12 protein-coding genes and 1 pseudogene are annotated in these 14,747 nt (G+C 65.4%); 4 read left to right on the top strand and 9 right to left on the bottom strand.

Annotated features, from left to right (window positions below; genetic code table 11):
- Positions 1 to 14: 14 nt before the first annotated feature.
- The 3 genes from NM2_RS24250 to NM2_RS24260 are packed head-to-tail and all read right to left on the bottom strand — an operon-like array spanning position 15 to position 3,061.
- Complete coding sequence (locus NM2_RS24250; protein WP_067673161.1) at positions 15 to 848, bottom strand: carbohydrate ABC transporter permease; 834 nt, start codon at positions 846 to 848, stop codon at positions 15 to 17.
- Positions 845 to 1,777, bottom strand: a complete 933-nt coding sequence (locus NM2_RS24255; protein WP_067673163.1) for a carbohydrate ABC transporter permease — start codon at positions 1,775 to 1,777, stop codon at positions 845 to 847. The genes NM2_RS24250 and NM2_RS24255 overlap by 4 nt, the downstream gene beginning before the upstream one ends.
- A gap of 9 nt (positions 1,778 to 1,786) precedes the next feature.
- Positions 1,787 to 3,061 (bottom strand): ABC transporter substrate-binding protein, encoded by a 1,275-nt coding sequence (locus tag NM2_RS24260; protein WP_218025977.1) that lies wholly within the window; start codon positions 3,059 to 3,061, stop codon positions 1,787 to 1,789.
- A gap of 197 nt (positions 3,062 to 3,258) precedes the next feature.
- On the opposite strand from NM2_RS24260, the gene NM2_RS24265 reads away from it, so the two are divergent.
- Positions 3,259 to 4,287 carry a LacI family DNA-binding transcriptional regulator gene (locus tag NM2_RS24265; protein ID WP_067673165.1) on the top strand — a complete coding sequence of 343 codons (1,029 nt, stop codon included), beginning with the start codon at positions 3,259 to 3,261 and terminating at the stop codon, positions 4,285 to 4,287.
- A gap of 468 nt (positions 4,288 to 4,755) precedes the next feature.
- On the opposite strand, the gene NM2_RS24270 is transcribed toward NM2_RS24265, so the two are convergent.
- Positions 4,756 to 5,772 (bottom strand): NAD-dependent epimerase/dehydratase family protein, encoded by a 1,017-nt coding sequence (locus NM2_RS24270; RefSeq protein ID WP_067673167.1) that lies wholly within the window; start codon positions 5,770 to 5,772, stop codon positions 4,756 to 4,758.
- A gap of 75 nt (positions 5,773 to 5,847) precedes the next feature.
- Here NM2_RS24270 and NM2_RS24275 point away from each other — a divergent pair, with 75 nt between their 5' ends.
- Both NM2_RS24275 and NM2_RS24280 read left to right on the top strand, forming a co-directional pair.
- A complete protein-coding gene (locus NM2_RS24275) occupies positions 5,848 to 6,471 on the top strand; it encodes a TetR/AcrR family transcriptional regulator (RefSeq protein ID WP_084531506.1) in 624 nt (207 codons plus the stop codon).
- Positions 6,472 to 7,802: 1,331 nt separating this feature from the next.
- A complete protein-coding gene (locus NM2_RS24280; RefSeq protein WP_245718186.1) occupies positions 7,803 to 9,146 on the top strand; it encodes a purine-cytosine permease family protein in 1,344 nt (447 codons plus the stop codon).
- A gap of 153 nt (positions 9,147 to 9,299) precedes the next feature.
- On the opposite strand, the pseudogene NM2_RS24285 reads toward NM2_RS24280, so the two are convergent.
- From NM2_RS24285 to NM2_RS24305, 5 genes and pseudogenes are all read right to left on the bottom strand, one after another.
- A pseudogene (locus tag NM2_RS24285) lies at positions 9,300 to 9,746 on the bottom strand (IS3 family transposase); the annotation flags it as partial.
- A gap of 21 nt (positions 9,747 to 9,767) precedes the next feature.
- Positions 9,768 to 12,008 carry a tyrosine-type recombinase/integrase gene (locus NM2_RS24290; RefSeq protein WP_245718187.1) on the bottom strand — a complete coding sequence of 747 codons (2,241 nt, stop codon included), beginning with the start codon at positions 12,006 to 12,008 and terminating at the stop codon, positions 9,768 to 9,770.
- Positions 12,009 to 12,091: 83 nt separating this feature from the next.
- Entirely contained in the window at positions 12,092 to 13,150 is a 1,059-nt protein-coding gene (locus tag NM2_RS24295) for a tyrosine-type recombinase/integrase (RefSeq protein ID WP_245718188.1), read from the bottom strand.
- A 77-nt stretch (positions 13,151 to 13,227) separates the two neighbouring features.
- Positions 13,228 to 13,674, bottom strand: coding sequence for an IS3 family transposase (locus NM2_RS24300; RefSeq protein ID WP_067673175.1), 447 nt, complete (start codon positions 13,672 to 13,674; stop codon positions 13,228 to 13,230).
- The gene (locus NM2_RS24305; RefSeq protein ID WP_040829649.1) at positions 13,671 to 13,961 is read right to left on the bottom strand and encodes a transposase; all 291 of its coding nucleotides are present in this window, start codon (positions 13,959 to 13,961) and stop codon (positions 13,671 to 13,673) included. Before NM2_RS24305 ends, NM2_RS24300 begins: the two co-directional genes overlap by 4 nt.
- A 226-nt stretch (positions 13,962 to 14,187) precedes the next feature.
- Between NM2_RS24305 and NM2_RS53045 the strand changes: the two genes are divergently transcribed.
- Complete coding sequence (locus tag NM2_RS53045; protein WP_369690334.1) at positions 14,188 to 14,532, top strand: helix-turn-helix domain-containing protein; 345 nt, start codon at positions 14,188 to 14,190, stop codon at positions 14,530 to 14,532.
- The last annotated feature ends 215 nt before the right edge of the window (positions 14,533 to 14,747 follow it).

Genomic DNA, 14,747 nt, shown 5'->3' on the forward strand with positions numbered 1-14,747 from the left:
GTCGTCCTTTCGGGTCAGCCCTTGACGGCGCCCTGCATGACGCCGGCCACGATCTGGCGGCCGAGCGCGGCGAGGACGATCACAATCGGAATGGTGGCGAGGGTGGTCCCAGCCAGGACCAGCGAGTAGTCCACGTAGTAGCCACTCTGCAGTTCCTCGATGGCGACCTGCACGGTCGGGTTGTCGGCGTCGAGCACGACCAGCGGCCAGAAGAAATCGTTCCAGGCCGTCATGAACGTGAACATGGCCAGGAACGCCGCCGCCGGGCGGACCGCGGGCAGGCAGACGTGCCAGTAGATACGGATCATCGAGCAGCCGTCCATGCGGGCGGCCTCCACCAGCTCGTCGGGAATCGCGTCGAGGATGTACTGGCGCATCCAGAACACTCCCAGCGCAGACACCAGGCTCGGCACGATCACCGCGGTCAGGTGCCCGGTCCAGCCCAACTTCGACATCGCGATGTACAACGGGATGACACCCAGCTGAGTGGGCAGCGCCAGGGTCGCGACGACGAACAGGAACAGCGGCTGCCGCCCCCGGAACCGGAGTTTCGCGAACGCGAATCCGGCCAGAGTCGCGAACAGCACCATGGACGCCGCCACCGTGCCGGACACGATCATGCTGTTGCTCAACGACTTCCAGAACGCCACCGCGTGCACGGCCCGGCTCGCGTTGGCGAAGAAGTTGCCGCCGGGCAGCAGCGGCGGGATCTTGTCGCCCAGCATCCCGTTGTCCCGGCTGGCGACCAGGAACGACCAGTAGAACGGGAACGCCGAACCGAGCACGAACGCCAGCAGCAGCCCGTAGACCCAGAGGCCGCGCAGCCGGGTCCATCCGGATCGCCTCATTTCTCACCGCCCGCGGCCAGCCGCCTGGTCAGCAGGAAATTGAACAGCGCGAACACCATGATCACGATCATCAGTGCGCAGCCGATGGCGGCGGCGTAGCCGAGCTGCTGAGTCTCGAACGCCGACTGGTACAGGTACAGGGAAATGGTCTGGAACTGGTGTTTCGAGCCGCCGTTGTTGGACCCCGGCTGGGCGTCGAACAGTTTCGGTTCGGTGAAGATCTGCAGCCCCCCGATGGTCGAGGTGACGATGATGAAGATCAGCGTCGGCCGCAGCAGCGGGAGCGTAATGCTGACGAACCGCCGTACCGCGCTGGCGCCGTCCACGATCGCCGCTTCGTACAGTTCCCGGGGAATCGCCTTCATCGCCGCCAGCACGATCAGCGCGTTGTACCCGGTCCAGCGCCAGTTCACCATCGTCGCGATGGCGATGTGGCTGGCGAATCTATTTGCCTGCCAATCGATTCGGTGCACATCGACGACCTCCAGCAGGGCGTTGATCAGGCCGTAGGTTGGCCCGAACAGGTTGGCGAAGATGATGCCGACGGCGACCAGGCTGGCCGCGTAGGGGAGCAGCACGGCCGTCCGCCAGACCGTAGGGAGGCGGGTGACTCGGTCCAGCAGCGCACCCAGCAGTACCGCGATCACGATCTGCGGCCCGCTCGATAGCAGGAAGATGCTCACGGTGTTGAGCAGCGCTGTCCAGAACTCGTCGTCGCCGAGCAGCGTGCCATAGTTGCCCAGGCCTGCGAACCGGGGGTGGTCGGTGCCCAGTTCCCAGTGGAACAGCGACACGTAGACGGTGTAGAGCAGTGGGAACACACCCGCTACCCCGAAGATCACGAAAAATGGTGCGATGTAGAGGTAGGGCGACAGCTTGCGATCCAGCTTCGCGAATCGGGCGGTGTCGGACCGTCGTGCGAAGAACATGCCGGGCCGCTACTTGCCGACGAGTTTCTCGGCGCCGTCGACGACCTGCTTCCAGCCGTCGGCCGGCGAGGTGCCCTGTTCGACGGCCGTGAGCGCGGGTTTGACGACGCTTTCCTGGATCTGGCCGTCCTTGGGTCCCTTGTACTGCGCGTGTCCGACCTTCGTGGCCTGCGCGGCGAACAGCTCGCCGGAGTGCACGCCGCCGAAGTAGTCGTCGGTGGCCGACAGCAGCGCCGGATCCTGCAGTGCCTGCACCTGGCTCGGGAAGGGGCCCTTGACCTGGAACGCCTTGATCTGCTGCTCGGGCGCGGTCAGCCACGCCGCCAGCTCCGCGGCCTCCTTGGGGTGTTTGCTCTGCTTGGGTACGGTCAGGAACGATCCGCCCCAGTTGCCGCCGCCGCCCGGGAAGGCTTCGGTGACAGCCCATTTCCCGGCGTTGCCGGGACCGGCGTTCTCCTTGATGACGCCGAGCATCCAGGCCGGGCAGACCGTGGTGGCGAAGGCGCTCTGCTTGAACCCGGTTTGCCACTCGGGGCTGAACGAGGTGAGTTCGGCCGACTCACCACCGGAGATGGCGGCGGTCACCTTGTCCCAGTCCGCCTTCAGCGGCGGGTTGCTGCCGATGGTGAGGGTGTCGTCGGTGGTGAAGTAGCCGGTGTCGAGCTGGTTGACCATGGAGTTGAAAACCTGTGAGCCGGAATCGAACCAGGGCTTGTGGGTGGCGGCGACGTACTGCCGCCCCGCCGCGAAGTAGCTGTCCCAGGTCGCGAACAGCGGTTTCACCGCGTCGGGGTCGGTCGGCAGCCCGGCCGCGGCGAACATGTCCTTGCGGTAGCACATGGCCAGGGGGCCGATGTCGGTGCCGTAACCGATCCACTTGCCGTCCTTGGACTTTCCTTCCTGGTACTTCCACGGCAGCCAGCGGGCGGGGGTGAGGTCCTTCGGGCCGATCGCGGCGAGGTCGTTGAACTTGCCGGACTTATCGGCAATGTCGGAAAGGTGCCCCTCTTCGATCGCGACCACGTCCGAAAGTCCGGATCCGGCAGCGAGTTTGGTGAGCAGGTCCTGGTGGTAGGGGCCGCCCTGGCCGGTCTTGCGCAGCGTCACGGTGATGCCGGGATGGGCCTGCTGGTACTCCTTCACCAGGTTCTCGTAACCGAACTCGCCGAACGTGGCGACGGTCAGAGTGGTGCCGCTGTCACCGCCGGCGCAGCCGCTGAGGGCGCCGGTCCCGACCGTGAGCACGGCGCACGTGATGAGCACTTTGCGGAGTATGTGTCGCACCTTCGAACTCCTCACTGATCAACCTCGAGATGCTTGGGAGCGCTCCCAGAGATGGATCAGAGTGTGACCGCGCTCTCAATGGCCTGTCAAGAGCATGTCGATGGGGTCGAAGTGGCGAAAGATTAGCTGTGGAAGCGCTCTCAGGAAATGTGTAATCTCGAGAGCATCGACAGTCCGATCGGCGGGAGGTGAGGCGGGTGTCTGCTCGACCCGAGCCCAACCGGCCCACGCTCGAGGACGTTGCCGCCTACGCTGGGGTCTCGCGGTCCACGGCGTCGCGGGCTCTCAACAACGACAGCTACGTCAGCGCACCCGCGCGCGACGCGGTGCTCACCGCGGCCGCCCGGCTGGGCTACACCGCCAATCTGGCAGCTCGGTCGCTGGTCACTCGCCGCACTGGAGCAATGGCACTGGTGCTGTCGGAGCCGGAGGCGAAGGTGCTCGACGACCCGTACTTCGGTGCGGTGATCCGCGCCGCCTACGCCGAATTATCCGCACACGGTGGGCAATTGCTGGTGATGTTCGTCGACAATCATGCCGATGTGCCGGGCGTGGTCCGGTTCCTCGACGGCGGCCATGTCGACGGCGCATTGGTGTTCGCCCCGCACCGCGGTGATCTGCTGCCCGGCGCGCTGGGCGCGCTGCGGATCCCGGTGGTGTTCGGTGGCCGCACCCATAGTGGCCGGCGGGCCCGGCACGTGGTCGACTTCGACAACGCCGCCGGCGCCCGGCTCGCGGTTGATCACCTCATCGACCAGGGCCGCCGCCGGATCGCGACGGTATCCGGCCCGGCCGAGCACCCCGCCGCCGCTGAACGACTGGCCGGCTGGCGGGCCGCGATGCGCGACCGCGGGCTGCGGGGGCGGAATCTGATCGAGTCCGGGGACTTCACGATCGCCGGGGGCGAGGAGGCGATGCGCCGGCTGCTCTACCGCGCCCCCGATCTCGACGCGGTGTTCGCCGCCAGCGACCCCATGGCCGCCGGTGCGCTGCGGGCGCTGGCCGCGCTCGGTCGTCGGGTCCCCGCCGACGTGGCCGTGATCGGCTTCGACGATCACCCGACCCTCGCCCCGGCAACGACACCGCCGCTGACGTCGGTGCATCAGGATCCCCGGGAACAGATCCGCGCGATGGTGGCGATCCTGCTGCGGCTGATCACTGGCGAGCAGGTCCCGGGCGAGCGGGTGGTGCTGCCGGTGTCGCTCACCGTCCGTGCCTCCACCTGACCGGGCGGAAATCTGGACAACTTCGCCGCTGTCCGCGACCTGGCCGCCCCACGATCGGGGAGTCGGACCAAGGCTGGGCCGAGGGGTCGAAGGTTGCCGCTACATCGTGCACACCGCCTCCCCGTTCCCGCCCGCCGCCCCGAAGCACGAGGACGAGCTGGTCCGCCCGGCCGTCGACGGGACCAAGCCGAGATTTCTCGCGCTACGACTCCCTGTGTCCGATGGGGCTGTTGGCGGCGGGCGCTGCTTGTCGATGCTGGTGGACCGGCAGAGCGTCCTGGTGATGGTTGGATCGGTGCGGCGGCCCAGGTCGGGAATCTTTCGTTGGCGTCGATGGCGGCGGTGGTCAGTGGGGTAGTCCGTTGAGCAGGTATTGGAACTCTTCGGTGGGTTGCAGGCGTACGGCGTCGGCGTCTCGAATGAGTCCCTCGATGGTAGTGCAGCGACGGCGGCCGAGGGGATTCGGGCTCAGACGAGTCCGTGCTCTACCAGGCTGCGGCCGGTTTCCTCGATCGTCTCGGGTATCGAGCGGAGAGGTCGGCCAAGGAGTGCCTCGGCGGGCTCCCGGTCGAAGCGTTGCGCCAATCCGATGAGCCATCGGTTGTCACGCAGTTGAGGTTCGAACATGCTCGCGACCCAGGTCAGCCAGGTCGGCATCGCGCGGGTGGGCATCTTCCCGCTCGCCTCGGGCAGCCTCTCCCGCAGCACCGCGGCGACTTCGATGAGCGATGACGGGTCCGTGGCGACGATCGTGCGGCTGCCGCCCGCCGTCTCGGCGGTCATGGCCTCGATATGTGCGTCGGCGACATCCCGCACGTCGATCCAGGGGAGACGCAGGTCGGGAATCATCGGCAGCGCCCCTGCCATGATCTGCCGGATCGCCGTGACCGAGGTTCCCGGGTCGTCGGAGAGAAGCGGGCCGATGACCCCGCCCGGGTTGATGACGGCGAGGCGGTCACGCGCGCCGCGTCGCTCGGTGATGTCCCACGCCGCGCGCTCGGCCCGAACCTTCGAGGTGACATAGGCGCCGAGCCCGCGCTGATCGAGCGGGGTCCAGTCGGATGCCGTGAAGAGGTGATCCTTTCGCGCCGGGGCGTACTGCACCGTCGCGAGGGCGGAAGTGACCACCACGCGGTCCACGCCCGCATCGAGCGCGGCGTTGATCGCCCTGGTCGTGCCCTGGACGGCAGGACGGATCAGATCATTCGGGTCCTTCGGCTTCGTCGTGACGAAGGGGGAAGCCACGTGCTGCACGAAACGACACCCTTCGGTCGCGGCCGACCAGCCCTGGTCCGAGAGTAGGTCGAGTTGCACGATCTCGAGCAACGCGTCGTCGGCGACCGCCGCCATCGCATCGCGCACCTCGTCGGCGCGGGCCGGCGACCGCACCGACCCGCGGACCGCATATCCGCGGCGCAGAAGCTCAGCGGCGATGTGACCGCCGATGAATCCCGAAATGCCCGTAACCAGAACCGTGTCGGCCATGTCCACCCAATCGATCTGCCATCTTGACAGTGAGTAGTTTACGTTTGATCTACTCACTGTCAAGATGTAGGCATCATGATGACCGAGGAGACCAGGACCGGCGACCGCTACCATCACGGCAACCTGCGCGCGGCGCTGCTCGACAGCGCGCTGGATGTGTTGAGCGAGAGCGGCGTCGCCGGCTTCAGCATGCGCGAGGCGGCGCGACGGGCCGGTGTGTCGCAGTCCGCGCCGAAGCACCACTTCGGCGATGCACGCGGGCTGCTCGGCGCGCTCGCCACGCGCGCCTACCGCCAGTTGTGCGAGCGCCTCGAGGCGGTCGAGCTCTCCGGGCGCGATGTGCGCGAGCGGGTGACGGCGCTCGCACTCGAATATGTTGCGTTCGCGCGGGACAACCGCGCGCTGTTCGACCTCATGTGGCGCATGACGCAGTTCGACTACAACGATCCGGAACTGGCCGAGCAGAAGCACCGCGCCCTGCGCGCCCTGGATCGCGTCCTACGCGGCACCGATGCCGCACCGACGTCCGAGGAGGATCCCCCGCTGGTGCAGAGTTACGCAGTGTGGTCGCTCGTGCATGGATACACCACCCTCGCACTGGAGGGAGCGATCGACGAGGACGCTGCCGACCCACTGGCAAACGACCTGCTCCCCGCAATGCTTCAGCTCGTCGATGTCAGCCTCGGAGATCGGCGGTAAGCGACGAACGCTCCACGTCGTGGCGCAGCCTCAACTCGCCGGCCCCATCTCGAGGCGCCATCAGGTGCCGATGCGGCGGCGTGGATTGTCGGGGGAGCAGCGATCATCACAGCCTCGGCCGTATCCCCGAGCGAGTGGCCCCGGCCGGTGCGTCACCCGTTCCGCGATCCACTCGCCACATGTCCACGTGGTGAAGCGACGTTTCGCAGAAGTAACGACATGGCAAGGGTATTGCGGATGCCCGATTGGTCGGGCATGCTGCACTGTACACAAAAGTGTATTCATTTTGGAGGCGACTTGACTACGCGGTGTGCGCCGGTGACTGGTCCAGTCTCGATGCCGAACTCCCGGCACGCGGGACCCGAGATTCACGTTGACAATTCGGCGGCCGATGGGCTCGAATCGTGGGTCGGTACAACACCGGTCGCCGCGGATTGCCAAGCGCCGGTCGGGCCCGGTCGCCCGCCGAGCGGGCTCCCGCGGGCCCCATCACCGGCCCCGGGTATCCGGCAACGGAGGGGCGCGGTCGGCCCGGAGACCGACCTGGACAGTGCTCGCGCCCGCGCCGAGTACGGTAATGCTGTCGAGCGTGCCAATGTGTCGGCCGAGCCCTGCGCGCGGAAATAGCGACCGGCGTCGCAGCGGGTCTCGTCGCTGATGAAATTGTTCGACGGCGCCCCTATGGTCTCTGTCGTTGCCATATTTGTTCCGGAACGTGCGCCCATACCTGGAGGACATGCGCTCCGGGCCTTTGCCGGAGGGCTGCGACGCCCTGTCCCAAGCCCACGGCGGACAGATATGTGCACCCCGGGAAGAGTTCCTGGAGAAAATTCTGGCGCTTCCTGAACAGCTGGTGGTGACCTCGACGGAAATCTGTCGGGTAGCCGCCGAAGATCTCGGTCGTGTTGGATCGGGAAATACGAGAAAGAAAAGAGATGAGGGGTTATACACAGCATCTCCCGGGCCACCGGGCCACGGTGATCGCCACCTCGGCCATTGCCGCCAAGGCCGGCCTCGCACTGTCCGGGCGGCGAAGTGGCCGCATGCGGCCAGACACCCCCGCGCATCGGAGGAATGCGCCGCCACGCCGCGGCTGCGGTGCGATGAAAAACGGCTGGCCGCCGCGGTGATGCATTCGCGAAACCTGCAACCCGGTAGGAACATACCGATAGCCTAAAGCTCTCCGTATCCATATCTCGATCGCTATTCTTTATTGTATACAGTTGTGAACACAGTTTGTTGTATTACTATCCTTAGAAAATTCTGGAGGCGTTATGCCGACCCTGTCCGCGCCGCATTCCGATGCCGATGAAAACTACAATGCGCACCCGGTGCCTTCCAACGCTCGACTCGGCCGCTGGCAAGTCGCCATGTCGTACTGGTCCCTGCTCTCGGCGATGGTCTGGCTGTTCTACGGCGCTCTCGCTGCGAGTTTGTACGGAACCCGCGACGCGATGATTGCCATTGCGCTGTCAACCGTGGTGTTCGCGCTGGCGAACATCATGATGACACGACTGGGAATTCGCCACGGCGTCAATTCGACGCTATTGACGAAATCCCTGTTCGGACGGTGGGGATCTTTGCTCACCGCCCTGCTCGTTGCGGTCACCGTGCTCTACTACGCGATATTCGAGTCGAGCACCCTGGCGGTCGCCTTCCGGAGCTACGTCAAACACGGTGACATCCGGCTGTGGTATGCCGTGATCGTCGTCGTGATGCTGCCGCTCATGCTCGGCAGCGTCCAGTCGTGGATGGCCAAGCTCAACGGTGTCCTGCTGCCGTTCTACCTCGTCGGTCTCGTCTCCATCCTGATCGCGGCGGGCGTGAAGTTCGGCCACGGCTCGCACTGGCTCAGCTTCTCCGGAGTCGTTCCCGCCGAAGGTCGTTCGTTTCCCGGCTGGATCCTCTGCTTCGTGCTCTACATGGGCATCTACATCACCATGCCGACGACGATCGACTTTGCGCGATTCGCCCGGCGCGAGGACGAGAAGTTCCACGAGGTCGTCACCTTCGGATGGGTGTTCTACCTGCTGCTGTTCATCCTCAACGGCTTCGCCGGCATCTACCTGGTGCAGCTGGCGCTGCCCACCGAGCCGGCCTCGGAAACCGGTGTGGTGCAGGCTATTCTGGCCAGCCTGGGATGGATCGGCCTGCTGTTCATCGTCATCTCGCAGACGCGGGTGAACACCCTGAACTACTACCAGTCGAGCACGAATTTCGAGCGGATCCTCAGCACGGTCACCTCGGTCCGTCTGCCCCGCTTCGTCTGGGTGACCGCCGTCGCCGTCGTCGTCTTTCTGATGATGCTCACCGATGTCTTCAGTTATCTGCAGACCGCGCTGAACTGGCAGGGCGTGCTCGTCATCGGATGGGTCGGTGTGGTTTTGACGCATTTCGCGCTCAGTAGGCGAGACCGGCGGTTCGGCCCGGTTGTCGACGAGAGCATGCCGCGCATCGGCTGGGGCCTGATCGCCTGGATCGTGCCTTCGATCGTCGGCATCGTGCTGCTGGAAGTGTCATCGGTGCCGGCGGCCGCCAGGCAGTCGGCACAGTTGATCGTCCTTGTTCTCTCGGTAGTGCTCTACACGGTGACCTATCTGCTGACTCGCCGGGCCGATGACGCGGCAACTGCCGGGCGGGTCGACGGCGCCGAAGTGCCCTCGGCCGTCCACTGAATCATCAGCGGCCTCGGCCGTCGCGTCCACGGAATCATTTCTCGACAGAACAGGACCCGTCACGGGTTGGGGGCCGCTTCTTCCAAGTGCTGCGGTCCTCAATGAACATGTATGAGGGGCCGTAAAGTCTTCGGACAGTGAGTATTTGGTTTCTCAGGCTGCTCTATTCCGTGTGAGCCATTCGGACTCTACCTCGTTCGGTGTTCGGTAGCCAAGCGCCGAGTGAAGCCGGATCTGGTTGTACCGCAACTCGATATAGCGTGTGATGTCCTTTCGGGCGGATTCTCTGGTGGGGTATTGTGTGCGGTGTACGCGCTCGTTCTTCAAGGTGCCGTTGAACGATTCCGCCCACGCGTTGTCGTAACAGATTCCGGTTCGGCCGACGGATCGCAGTATCTTCAATTCCTCTGCGACAGTGGCGAACTCCGCCGATAGGTATTGAGTGCCACGATCGGAATGAAAGACCGTGACCTCGGCGACGATGTTGACGCTGCCTGCCGCCATCCGTAACGCGTCGATGACGAGTTCGGTGCGCATATGATCAGCCATCGCGTATCCGGCGACCTTCTTGGAGAAACAGTCCAAAACGGTCGCCATTCTGTGGAATCTGAAATGTCCTGTTTATGAGGGTTTTTCGGGGGTTGTTGGGGTTATGGGCAGTAGGGTCGCGGTGGGTGGAACGCCGATCTGTCGGGGTGTGGCTCCGGTTGGGGCGGGGACGTCGATGAGGCGTTCGAGGAGCTGGTCCAGGGCGCTGTGTCCTTCGTCGACAGCGACTCGTTCTTCGTCGGTGAGCGGGATGTTGGCGAGCATCCGTTGCAGGTTCTCTTTTGCTTCGAGGAGTTGGCCCTTGCTGGAGCTCTTGGGGGTGTAGAAATCGCAACGGGCGCAAGCCATTCGGTGGGGGCATTGCTCGAAGAAGGTGTAGGTGCAGAAGCCGTGACCGAGGTCGTAGTGCTGCCAGGGTTCTCCGGCGGTGGCTGCGCCGGAGGTGACAGCGTCTCGGTCGAGGAGGACCTCGATGGTGCGGACGTTGCGGGCGAAGTACCCGGCTTCGGAATAGGCCTTGGACAGGGTGTTCGGGGTGATTTTGGCGTAATGCTGGGTGGTATTGGGGGTGCGGTGTCCGAGCCATGCCTGCAGTTCGAACAGGGTCATGGGTTCCTTGGCGTTGTAAAGCTGGCTCGCGATGGTGGATCGGGCGCGGTGGCTGGTGATGGTGCCGCGGACATCGGTGGTCGGGACGCCGGCTTTGGCGCAGAGCGCGGGGATGATGGTGTGGTTGATGTAGGGCTTGCCGACGGGCAGGGCGCGAATCGAGAACAGCACCTCGACGCGCTCGCCGGTCTTGCGGTCCAACCGTTTCGGCTGGTCGGGCCGCAGCGTCTGCCATGCGTGGATGGCTTGTCCGACGAGGGGGTCGACAGGTTTGGTGAACGCGGTGCCGGTCTTGTGGACGGGAACGTCGAGCAGGCAGACCGCGTCCTGGGCGAGGATGTCGCGGGAGTCGCCGCGGATGGGAGCGCCGTCGTGCTGCCAGCGGATGCAGCCGACGCGCAGCCGGGTGATTTCGTCGCTGCGTAACCCGGAGAACAGCCAGGTCACGGTGACTGCGCGGATCAGCTCCATCGGATAGAAGGTGTCGGCGGAGTTGCCGGGCAGGTCGGCAGGTTCCAGGTTGAGTCCGGCCCAGAGCAGTTTGGCCCACACGTCGTCGGCGATGACGCGGGGATCGGGGCCGATCAGCGCGGCGACGCTGCGAGGAACGGCCAGCGCCCGATTGGGGTCGAAACGGCGGGGAATCCATTCCCATTCCTGGCAGTCCCGCAAGAATGTCCGGGCGGCATTGAGATTCTGAGCCTTGGTGCGTGGTGAGATCGGGGTGCCGGCCCGTTCGCCGAGGGCGTCGTGACGCTGAACCCAGGCACCGACACTCATCCGGTCGACCGCGGCGACCCAGGCCGCGCAGGTAGTCCTGGTCCAGTGCCCTGGTTCGGTGATCTCGGGGTGCTCGGCGGCCAGCCAGCGACCGGCTTTGGCCATGATGTTGCGGACCGAGGCGCGGACCTTAGGAGTCAAAGTTGAAGTGGCATACCAGCGTTCGACCCACTGCGCCCAGGCCGGATCGGTTCCTTCGATGCCCAGGCCAGGGAGGTATCCGCTGCGGACCGGTGGGTCGCAGTGTCCCAGCTCGGCGACGGCGCGTTGCAGCGCGTAAAGCATCGATCCCTGGTGGCCGTCGGTGGCTGGATGGGCTCGCAGCATCTCGAATGCCGAGGTGGACAGGTCGGCGAGCCGAGGGCTGCGGTTGAGCAGCAAGGCTTGGCTGAACACGCCGTGCATCCGGGTTCGGGCGCTGTCGAGGCGGTATCCCCACCGGTCGAGAACCTGCTCGGCATCGCCCATCGCCTCGGCGACCGCGGGCTTGCCGAATATCAAGCAGGCCAAGTGGAATCGGTTGAACGTGCCCAGACGGTGGAAGTCGGTGAACCCGCCGAGCAGATAGGCCAGGGCCACCACGAAGGGCCGGACTGTCGACTCGGTCGGCATCTGCTGCGCGGCGGTGAATTCGCGGGCGCTGCTGCCGCAGAGCGCGGCCCATTCCCACGGGGTCCAGCCCCACCAGCTGCGGCTGGTCTCGCCGCAGTGGGCCAGCACGATCGCTGCAGCCTGTCTGCCGGCGCGGCGGAACCGGTCGGCGTTGTCGTGATCCAACCCGGCAACCGTCGCGTCCAGCGGCTCGACCAGCCGGGTCAGTGCCCGCCACTGCGCCGCGGTCCGCCGCGGAATGCCCACGGCCTTGTTGCGGCGTAGCTGCTGCGCGTCGAGCGCGGCCAGCGCCGCGATCTCGGTGTCGCTCAACGCGGTCCGCCGATCCCACCGCGTCGAGTCAGACAGCCAGCGATCGACGGCGGTGCTTGCCCGCGCCCGATTGGCGGCGGCGCTCACGCCGGCATGTCCGGTCCGCCTCCGGAACTCCCAGCGCCGGTGAGCATCTCGAGGCGCCAGGTGTGAATCTGTGCCATGGAGGAATTCAGTTTGTCCGACAGATCCCGGCCCGACAAGTGGATATAGGTCAAGGTCGAGTCGGTGCTGCGGTGCCCGGCGAACGTCGCGATCGCATGCAGCTCCCAGCCCATCCTGGCCAGGTCGGTCAAGCACAGATGCCGGGTGGTATGAGTGGAGAAGTTCGGCACTCCGGCCGCTAACGCTATGCGCCGCACCACTTTCGACCAGGTCCACAATGTCAGCGGCTCAGCGTGATTGCGCCGCGATTCGGACAGAAACAACCCACCCCGAGCCCGGCTCATCGTTGCCCGATGCTGCAGATACTGCGACAACAGCACCCCGGTGGACGCCGAGTAGGGAACCATCCGCTCCCGGCGAGTTTTGGTCGTCTCCGCCCGCACTCGCAACATGCGGTGCGCGGGGTCGAGATCATCGCTGCGCAGCGAACACAGCTCTTCGCGGCGCAGCGCGGCATCGTAAGCCAGCGCGAGCATCACCCGATTCCGGATCGGCTCCTCGGCGAACACCTCGAGCAGCCGCCGCCATTCCGCCTCGCTGGGAATCCACGGCAGCTTCACCATCCGCGGCACCAGCCCACGACTACGACCGCCGAACCGGCCGGCAGGCGTATATCTGCCCCGCCCAACAGGATTCGACTCCCGAACCCCTTCCTCGATCAAGAAGTCGAAGAACAGCCGCACCGGAACCAGGCGCTGCTGCAGCGTCGCGTTGGCCAACCCCGCCCCTGAATCCAGCGCCACCACGTTCGCGCCGCGACGACTCGGGCGCGCGGTCAACTCCCGTACGAACACCGCCACGTCAACCCGCGTCGCGGTCACCGGATCGATCCCCTCGCGCTCGCACACCTGCAGAAACTCCGCCAGGCCTCGCGCATAGGCGTCGATGGTGCGCGGCGCACGCCCCAGATCAGCCCAGACTTGTAGCCACTCGGACGCCCGTTCGTGCCGCCCCAACACCGGCCACCGGTCAACCACCCTCATCCCACCGCTCGAACCCACCCCTGTGGTTCGTGGTCACAGCCGCCGCGGATGGCTGCGAGATTCCACGTAACTTATAGATACAGCCAGCCTTCCCAGGTACGGATGTAGGTGATGTCGCCGACCAGCTTCACGCCGGGCCGATCGGCGGTGAAATCGCCACCCACCAGATCCGGGATCCGGCCTGCGTCGCCGGCCAGGGTCGTGGCCGGCCGGAACGGACGCGGCTGGCAGGCCACCAGGCCCAGCTCGCGCATGATCGCGCGGACCGTCTCCGGATCCACCGCCGTGCCCCAGCGAGCGAGCTGGGCATGGATACGGCGATAACCGTAGGTGCCGTCGGAATGCTCGAACGCGAATTTCACCTCCGCGGCCAGCAACTCCCGCCGTGCGGCCGTGGCCGACTGCGGCCGGTTCTTCCAGTCGTAGTAACCCGACCGCGACACCCGCGCCCACTCGCACATCCGGGTGACCGGATAAATGCCTTCCTCGGATTCGATGAACGCGTACTTCGCGGTCACCGGTATCTCTTCGCGAAGAAGGCCGCCGATTTTCCCAGGAACTCGTTCTCGAGTTCCAACTCACGCACCCGACGCTCGAGTTCCTTCAACCGTGCACGCTCAGGAATCGTCAACTCCGGCTCGTCCGCAACATGGGTCTGTCGGTATTTCTTGACCCAGTTCGCCAACGTCTGCTCCACCACACCCAACTCACGCGCGACCTCCGCGACCCCGCGGGACCGCTCGATCACTTCCTTCGCCGCCGCCTCCCGAAACTCAGGCGAATACCGCGAATTCCTCCGTGCCACAACAACTCCTGTCAATGAACCCCAATCCTACGTTGGGGCCACTGTCCGGAAACCTCCCGGCGCCTCAGTATCTTGTTGTGGGTCTTGGTGGTTCGGGTGTGGTTGAGGTGGGTTCTGCCGAAGGTGCTGGTTGCGCGTCCTGCAACGGGATGTGGTGGAGGAGCGGAAGATTCGTAGGCTTGCTGGGGCTCGGCATGCTCCGGGTGATTGGATTCACCGGGCGCGGATGATCATGGCGAGTTGGGACGGGAAGTCCACCATCCAGATCGCGCACGAGGTGGGTTGTCATCCGCAAACGGTGCGAGAACGCTTGCACCGGTTCAATACTCACGGTCTGGAAGGTCTGGGAGACCGGCCGGGGTCCAGTCACCACAGCAAATCCACCCGCGAATGGCTCGAGGAGTCCCCGGATCAAGCACGCGTTCATCCCGGTCGGGGCGTGCTGGCTCAACCTGCAAGAACCATGGTGGCGGATCTTCCGGCGAGAAGCCCTCGCAGGTCAAAAGAGGTCCGAGATCTCGAGCAGGCCAACGAGATCCTGAAAGCAGCCTCGGCTTTTGCGTCAATGTAATGCGGTTGGGGTCCAGCGGGGGTTTCGCTCGTTTTTTTCGCTGCCCCGGTGTTCGGATGCTGGTGGCTTGTCACGATGCGCGGCCCCGCTGGGCCCGGCCGGTCACGCATCGTTCGGGACCTGCCTGTGCGGACGTAGCCGGACGATCCATTGCGGGCCAACGCACTCCCGCGGCGGAAGCGGTGACGGCGTGAAAAGTCAACTGTGCGCTTGGA

Origin of the sequence: Nocardia miyunensis NBRC 108239 (genome assembly GCF_001613065.1) — a bacterium.
Taxonomy (GTDB): domain Bacteria; phylum Actinomycetota; class Actinomycetes; order Mycobacteriales; family Mycobacteriaceae; genus Nocardia; species Nocardia miyunensis.

Coding starts and splice junctions, on each gene's coding strand:
- NM2_RS24250 (WP_067673161.1), bottom strand. CDS start 848: ATGAGGCGATCCGGATGGACCCGGCTGCGCGGCCTCTGGGTCTACGGG.
- NM2_RS24255 (WP_067673163.1), bottom strand. CDS start 1,777: ATGTTCTTCGCACGACGGTCCGACACCGCCCGATTCGCGAAGCTGGAT.
- NM2_RS24270 (WP_067673167.1), bottom strand. CDS start 5,772: ATGGCCGACACGGTTCTGGTTACGGGCATTTCGGGATTCATCGGCGGT.
- NM2_RS24275 (WP_084531506.1), top strand. CDS start 5,848: ATGATGACCGAGGAGACCAGGACCGGCGACCGCTACCATCACGGCAAC.
- NM2_RS53045 (WP_369690334.1), top strand. CDS start 14,188: ATGATCATGGCGAGTTGGGACGGGAAGTCCACCATCCAGATCGCGCAC.